Origin of the sequence: Lentilactobacillus sp. (assembly GCF_040773105.1) — a bacterium.
Taxonomy (GTDB): Bacteria; Bacillota; Bacilli; order Lactobacillales; family Lactobacillaceae; genus Lentilactobacillus; species Lentilactobacillus parabuchneri.
This window is the reverse complement of record NZ_JAXGWW010000130.1, coordinates 1-5,587: the sequence shown is the minus strand read 5'-3', so window position 1 is coordinate 5,587 and position 5,587 is coordinate 1. Positions and strand designations below refer to the sequence as shown.

At 43.7% G+C, this 5,587-nt stretch carries 6 protein-coding genes, 1 pseudogene and 1 riboswitch; of the genes and pseudogenes, 4 read left to right on the top strand and 3 right to left on the bottom strand.

What is annotated here, in order from left to right:
• Nucleotides 1-347 (top strand): YbaK/EbsC family protein (locus AB3112_RS07575; RefSeq protein ID WP_367334219.1); only part of this gene is annotated, 347 nt, incomplete at its 5' end.
• A 42-nt stretch (nt 348-389) separates the two neighbouring features.
• Nucleotides 390-1,610, top strand: coding sequence for an AbiH family protein (locus tag AB3112_RS07570; RefSeq protein WP_367334218.1), 1,221 nt, complete (start codon nt 390-392; stop codon nt 1,608-1,610).
• Between the two features lie 67 nt (nt 1,611-1,677).
• Here AB3112_RS07570 and AB3112_RS07565 read toward each other — a convergent pair whose 3' ends face one another.
• Both AB3112_RS07565 and AB3112_RS07560 read right to left on the bottom strand, forming a co-directional pair.
• Entirely contained in the window at nt 1,678-2,088 is a 411-nt protein-coding gene (locus tag AB3112_RS07565) for a hypothetical protein (RefSeq protein ID WP_084972940.1), read from the bottom strand.
• Between the two features lie 180 nt (nt 2,089-2,268).
• Nucleotides 2,269-2,559: pseudogene (locus AB3112_RS07560) on the bottom strand (phosphocarrier protein HPr).
• Between the two features lie 349 nt (nt 2,560-2,908).
• Here AB3112_RS07560 and AB3112_RS07555 point away from each other — a divergent pair.
• The gene (locus AB3112_RS07555; RefSeq protein WP_084972944.1) at nt 2,909-3,451 is read left to right on the top strand and encodes a C40 family peptidase; all 543 of its coding nucleotides are present in this window, start codon (nt 2,909-2,911) and stop codon (nt 3,449-3,451) included.
• A 231-nt stretch (nt 3,452-3,682) separates the two neighbouring features.
• Here the strand turns inward: AB3112_RS07555 and AB3112_RS07550 are convergent, their stop codons facing one another.
• Nucleotides 3,683-4,396, bottom strand: a complete 714-nt coding sequence (locus AB3112_RS07550; RefSeq protein WP_084972946.1) for a TenA family protein — start codon at nt 4,394-4,396, stop codon at nt 3,683-3,685.
• A gap of 117 nt (nt 4,397-4,513) precedes the next feature.
• A riboswitch (TPP riboswitch) is annotated at nt 4,514-4,604 on the bottom strand.
• Nucleotides 4,605-4,926: 322 nt separating this feature from the next.
• On the opposite strand from AB3112_RS07550, the gene AB3112_RS07545 reads away from it, so the two are divergent.
• The gene (locus tag AB3112_RS07545) at nt 4,927-5,346 is read left to right on the top strand and encodes a hypothetical protein (protein ID WP_084972948.1); all 420 of its coding nucleotides are present in this window, start codon (nt 4,927-4,929) and stop codon (nt 5,344-5,346) included.
• Nucleotides 5,347-5,587: the final 241 nt, after the last annotated feature.

Here is a 5,587-nt window from a genome sequence, read left to right as displayed (position 1 = left end):
TGCTGAAGGATAAGAAAAGCGACCGGTATTATCTGTACTTGACCGATAATCATCGCGTCGACTTCAAGTCGCTAACCGATCAGCTGGGGTTGGGCCACAGCCGCCTGGCATTTGCCAGCGAAGCCCAATTGGAAGCCCTGCTCGGCGTCGTGTCCGGCATGGTGACGCCACTGGCACTGATGCACGACACCGACGACCAAGTGACTGTCCTGCTAAACAAGTCGCTGCAAAGCTTCCCCGAAATCTCGGCTCACCCGAATGTCAATACGGCGACGATTTTGATGTCGTATGCGGATTTAGTGCGGGTGCTGCGGGCTATGGGGAAAGTGCCAGTGGTGATTGACTAAAGTCCTAATGCATATTAACTATATGATTGTGAGGAGAATATTATGAAAACCAATGAATTAGAACCAACAAATCCTGAAAAGTTGTTAGTTATCGGGAATGGGTTTGATCTTGCATGCAGTCTCAAATCTAACATTTCAAGTTATCTAGATTATGCTAAAAACAAATTTATGCCACAAAATTTTGCCGTCATATTAAAAGAAGTACAGAAATACTTTGATGAAAATCAATCATGGACAGAAGGCGGTCAAACGGGGCAGCCTAGAGTCGAATCGTTAATTGGTAATCCTAACAACCCTACTGCCCGACTTCTTGGAAACGTAATTAGTGAAAGGATAAATTTCTGGGATCTACTTTTTGCTGAACGTAAAAATATTGACAAAGAATGGAACGATGTTGAAAGTGAAATAAAAGACGTTACTGAGGGCCTAAAGACTATCTCCATTAAAGAATTACTAATGAAATCAGAGTATAGCCTGAATTCTTCACAATTAAAAAGCTATGTACTTCTTCTCGATATATTATCCAAGTTACGGAACGAGTTTCCCAGCAACTTAGTTGAGGATGATAATTTCTTAATTAATGAGCTACAGAGTTTTGAAAACAATTTTGCGGCTTACTTGCAAGAACAATTCAGTTCCGAGATCCATTCTGGATATCGAGATTATTTGAATGAATCAGAAGAACTTCTCCAACGGTTATCCGGGGACTCTGAATACAACATTCTATCATTCAACTATACCCAACCTTATCTTTGGACAAATAATGAACACTTACACACATATAAAAATTTCCACGGGCATATTGGGCGCCCCGATACTGATGAAACCAGTAATATTATATTCGGAATCGATTCAACTGATGTTTCACCTAATGATTCAAGCTACAAATTCACTAAGACTTACCGGGATTTATTTGATAGTGACGCAAGTAAATCCAAGGATTTACTTGATTCAAATATTAACGAAATTATTTTTTATGGCCACTCACTTAGCAAAGCGGATTATTCTTACTTCTTATCGTTATTTGATCACTATCAAATCTACTCAAATACAAATGTTTCACTAACTTTTGCCTACAATCCTTACATTTCCGGCATGTTACCTCGACAAGTTAAAGAAGACCAATTCAAAAAACTATCATCATTATTATTTGAATATGGAGATACATTGGAACAAAATCACGGGAATAATTTACTTCATAAAATGATACTTGAAGGACGGATTAAAATTATCCCACGGTTTGCAACACATTACGCTCACTGAAAGTATTATCTAAATAAGGCTTTGGCATCGTATTTACAGGGTGTCAAAGCCTTATTTAGATAATACTTTACAATACATCCGGATACTCATAATGAATTCCGGGAATCTGCAAGGTGTTGATCATGTCAATGGACAGGTAATCCAAAATTGCTTCCGGAACGTCAGGCGATACCAGAACGGCAACGCTTCTTGAGGCGACCGTTCCCTTTATCAAGGTCTTATCCTTGCCGTCCACTTGGAAGTGGGCCTCGTCAACCGGGTCATACGAGTAGCCCAAACCGCCTTTGACACCGCCGCTTAAAACGTCTTCGACTTCGGTGTCCGGGTCATCTTCGTAATGATGAATCAGGCCAATGATTTCCCCATGGCCCCAGTCAAATAATGAAAACTGGTCGTCAGGGTCGCTGATGACGGTGGTCAGTGCTGGTACAATTTCACTTAATCGTTTGCGGTCAAGTTTGTTATTTTCGTTTTCCATATCTCTCATCCCATAATTAGATTTTATTAGCGCTTTCATCCCTTATGATACTTCAATTGATTTCTGCCGACAAGCTCCGGAAATGGTGTGTCGCACAGTCAATCGCACCAAACACATTAAAGGCGGCACGCAAATCAGTTTGCATTCCACCTTTAGTCTGTGATCTAAATAAAGCGTATCTTACGCATCGGCGCTTTCGGGCGCTTTCTCCACGATTCCTTCCTTTTCCAAGTATGTATCAATGCCTACCATGGCTTCTTTTTCATCCTAACCACTGGCCGAAATTTCGACATAACTGCCCTGGGGAACGCCCAGTGACATCACACCCATGATTGATTTCAAATTAACCGTGTGATCGTTATACGTGAGCTTGATATCAGACTTGAACTCCTGTGCTGCCATGACGAGTCTGGTTGCTGGCCGTGACATGATGCCTGTTTCTGCTAAAACTTTGAATTTATGCATTTCCATTTGACTTCGCCTCTTAGATTGTTTGACTTGATTGTTGAACTAATATATTAACTGATATTGTAAGCGTTTACTAGTCAATTTTCAATCGGTTTTACAACATTTTTCCAACTTATTCAAAAAATATAAGAGGTTTGTGATATTTCATAAAAAAGATCAGTATTTCGTCGTGCGGACAACATTTTGATGATGCTTGTCAACCGCCATATCAATTTTTTAAGCTTCTCTACCAAATCTTTAACAGGATTACAGACCGCAATCTTTCGTCAACGGAACTCAATTATTTTGTAACTTGCTTGAAAAGTATGGGCGTTATGATGACACCACAAATATTAAAACGAGGTGTTCTTCATTGAAATTCACGAAATTCATTTTGAGTGCTGCAGTTGCCGGAGCGATTATGGGCGGCGTGGTTACTCAAGCAAGCGCAGATACTTATAACAATCAAACCCAGCCACAACAGGCAAGCACCACCTACTACAATCCAAATGCCGGCACCACCAAGGCGACCGTCAATAGTGCGACGTCAAAGGCGGACGCCGTGGTCAGCTTGGCCAAGCAACTGGCTTCGCAAAATATCCCCTACGTTTGGGGTGGCGAATCCCTTCAAGGAATGGACTGCTCGGGATTGACCGACTACGTCTACCAAAAGGCAGCCGGCATCGCACTGGGCCACTATACGGTTACCCAGGAAAGCCACGTTACAACAGAAGCCGTGTCGGAGGCTCAACCAGGTGACCTGTTGTTCTGGGGAGAGCACGGCGCAACCCACCACGTAGCCATCTACATTGGCAATAACCAGTATGTCGCCGCACCGCAACCGGGCCAAAATGTCGATATCGAAACGATTAACAGTGCCTTTATGCCGAGTTTTGCGGGTAAAGTCATTGGGTAGTGTGTGACAAAAGGCGGTTAGCTTCCAAAGTATAAGTTGATTTGCCAAACATCCTGGGCTTGGATGATTGACAAATCAACTTATACGGCCGGAAGCTGCCGTTTGCCAAGTAGGCTAGGCAGGCTTTCAGCCGGCCGTCGGCGCACGATTCAGCTAAGTAACATCATAACCACACCAATGAGGTGAACCTCTCAACAAGTTGAGAAGTCCACCTCATTTTTTGATACGCATTTAAATCATCGGTCCACCCTTACCTTCAAGGGCGACGGCTTTACAATTATCCCAAGTAATTTCCTTGTAGGCGGCGTCCCAGAAATACCACTCCAGCAGGCAGCTCTTCAAGAAGGTCTGTTTGGCCTGTTCCTGCTCGCGTGCGGTCGCCGACTCAGCTTCGTGATCAATGATGTTGAAGAACTGCTGAATGTAGCCGTTGGGCCCTAAGAAGGCATCCCCGCTCATGGACAGGAAACTTTGAAACGGCTCTTTTTGAACTCTCGTCTGTTTGGCCATAAATTTACCCAACTCAACATACATCCACTCTCCTGCCGCAAACGATGGCAAAATTTGCAGAACGCTGTGGGTCTGGATGGTGGCCGCCATGTGCTGACGGTACATCTGGTTAATCGGCTGAATCGGCGTCTGCTTGAGCGTTTCCCAATCATGCGGCATCGACTCCGGCTCTCGTTTTAGCCAATCCCGAAGCATCGTCAGCTGCATATCCTGGCGTTTTTGAAACAACAACGCCTGCTCGGTGGTCGAACTATAGTTGATCAACGCATTAATTACCGCGACTTCATTATATTCAAACGCAATATCCTGCTCGTCATAATAGCGCAGCTGACCCGACGTGAGTTGACCGCTGATGATTCCCTGAACAAACGGATGTTTTTCGTTGGCAATCAAATACGGTTGGGCGTCAAACAATATATCTTGAGACAATGACATAATCGTTCCTCCTGTGAGTGGCACGGGGTCCGACCATAAAAAAAGACCAGACGACAAATGGATTGCCGCTGATCGATAACAGTTGATGATAACATGTGACACCTGCAGCCAAATGAATTGGTTGCCAATTGATCTTCCTGCGGCAGTCCTAACTGCATCAGGTTCAATGGGTATCATCTCAGCCGTAAGGGCACCCCAGACCACGTTTTATTTTGTTTTACACAGTTGATTATAGTGGGTTGGCGGTGAAATACAACTAAAAATATAGAGTGTCACCTGATTATTTTGTTTTCATCATGCTGTACCCCTAATTAAAAATTTGACTGACACCGTGTACAAAATCACAGTCGTCATATTAGTAAGTACGTGGTTTCCCCTAGATATCTTTAATTGCCAACTTCCCTGATAATTTCAGTATACCTGACCACTAAATTTTCCCCAACAAATTTGCAGACTTATTCCATGCTTTTTTCGTCACATTGGCTTACAATCAATTCCAATAAATAAGCATACCGTTTGGAGGGATCCACATGATATCAGAGTACTTAACGATCATTGGTGTCGCCTTCATCGGCCTACTGGTCATTGGGGTGAGTATGCTGACGGCAGATTATGATGAGCTCGAACCGGTTCCGGCCGGCCCCGAGCTGTACGAAGGCCGGTCACCGCAATTTGACGTCGAAGTTGAACCCGGCACCTACCAGTACGATCCGATAACTGGCGAGACAAACATTCCGGAAAATGCCTTTAGTTTGTACCAGCTGTATACTATCGACAACATTTCTTCGTTTGACGAATTGCAGCTAAATGAAGCCGATCAAGCATTAACTCGGCAGTTGAAACAGTCAACCAGCGGCTGGGACCAGTTCCCCGATGACGTTCGCAATCTATCACACGTTTGGACGATCGCCGGTCATGGAAATGTATTGTTAAAGTTGAATGAAGGATAGCAAAAAGGACTCGAAGCGAGGTGGCTTCGGGTCCTTTATTTTTAGTCATTATTGATTGTAGTCGACTAGTGATTAAGTCATAATTCGCATTTCCCCATCACGATCTTAATCATCCATCAATTCCTTCAAACGATTCTTCGCCGACAACCAAAACAAAATGGACTGAACGGCGTCATACTGCATCAAAGTCGCCTGGCTGGCTGACTTCAGTTCCAAACTGGTTGGGTCAGACAGCTCCTTG

Coding starts and splice junctions, on each gene's coding strand:
- AB3112_RS07570 (WP_367334218.1), top strand. CDS start 390: ATGAAAACCAATGAATTAGAACCAACAAATCCTGAAAAGTTGTTAGTT.
- AB3112_RS07565 (WP_084972940.1), bottom strand. CDS start 2,088: ATGGAAAACGAAAATAACAAACTTGACCGCAAACGATTAAGTGAAATT.
- AB3112_RS07550 (WP_084972946.1), bottom strand. CDS start 4,396: ATGTCATTGTCTCAAGATATATTGTTTGACGCCCAACCGTATTTGATT.
- AB3112_RS07545 (WP_084972948.1), top strand. CDS start 4,927: ATGATATCAGAGTACTTAACGATCATTGGTGTCGCCTTCATCGGCCTA.